This window comes from Pseudomonas sp. TKO26 (assembly GCF_003225665.1).
Taxonomy (GTDB): domain Bacteria; phylum Pseudomonadota; class Gammaproteobacteria; order Pseudomonadales; family Pseudomonadaceae; genus Aquipseudomonas; species Aquipseudomonas saponiphila.
The window spans coordinates 1-1,171 of record NZ_QKLN01000033.1; the positions used below are offsets into that span (position 1 = coordinate 1).

Annotated in this window: 1 protein-coding gene; it reads right to left on the reverse strand. The window is 56.6% G+C overall.

The genetic code is table 11. The features are described 5' to 3' along the window. Positions 1-18: 18 nt before the first annotated feature. Entirely contained in the window at positions 19-945 is a 927-nt protein-coding gene (locus DNK59_RS24230; RefSeq protein WP_110724903.1) for a transposase, read from the reverse strand. Positions 946-1,171: the final 226 nt, after the last annotated feature.

Sequence of the window (1,171 nt, forward strand, 5' to 3'; positions counted from 1 at the left end):
TTGTAGCAACTGTGTTCCTCACGCGATTTGCGCCGAAGCCTGTAAGGCTTCGCGCATTCGCGCGTTCAAAATGGTGATGAGCTTGCGCATGGCTGCAACCAACGCCAATTTCTTCGGCTTACCTCGACTAACCAGTCCTTCATAAAACGCTTTAAGGACAGGGTCATATCGAACCGAACTCAAGACCGCCATGTAGATCACCGCTCGTGGGCTAGCCCGGCCACCCCAGGTAATCCGTCTGCCATGGGACTTGCCGCTATCCCTGGCCAAGGGCGCTACGCCGTACAGCTTGGCAATGGCCTTGCGATTCAGATAACCCAGTTCGGGCATCTCACAAACAAGAGTCGAGAGAGCAACGGGACCAACCCCCTTGATCGTCGAAGCTACTTGGGCTTGCAGCGTCCCCTCGAGCAGTTCGGCAATCCTTGCCTCCAGCTCATCTCGATCAGCTTCCAAACGCTGGATATTGCGTTCAAGCATCTCGCGCATGGCCGGTTGCTCAGTCAGGCGGCGTCGCTGCTTTTCAGCAGCCAACATCTGCACCACTTGCTGACGACGGCGATGACACGCGTGCAGGAGCTGAGACTTTTCACTGCGCGGCTGATAACGATTGAGCTTGAGAACACTGGCCATATGGGCAAGCACGCTAGCATCCAGGCGATCCGTTTTGGCCAGCTGGCCTGTGGCTCGCGCAAAGTCCCGGGCTTGTCGAGGATTGACCCTGGTCATGGGTAAACCTGCGTTATAGAGGGCTTCCAGTACTTTGAGTTCATAGCCGCCGGTGGCCTCAAGTACGACTTGTTGCGGGGCAAAGGGGGCGAGCCAGTCAATGACTCGCTGCCATCCTGCGGGGTCGTTGGAGGTATGCAGTTGGGGCTGATGCTCGTCCACCTTTACATCCAGGGTGTCCTTGCTGACATCGATACCGGCACCTATGCAGCCCATGATGATCTCCTCTAGTCTTGAGACGTCGAGAGTTCTCCTCAGCAGCCCAGCCTTATCTTCGAGTGTCGGCTCGAGCAACTGTACGGGCGTCGCTGAGGAGATATCGGCGTGGAGACCTTGCTACAAAACGATCGTTTGGACCTAGGAGCTAGCGATCGTCCACGCCGACTCTCGACACCTAATCTGGCAGATCTGGAACAGATAAGGAGCTGGCTTGCCAGCGAAG

What these genes read in the sequence shown, in the direction of transcription:
- DNK59_RS24230 (WP_110724903.1), bottom strand. Translation starts at nt 945, where the DNA reads ATGGGCTGCATAGGTGCCGGTATCGATGTCAGCAAGGACACCCTGGAT.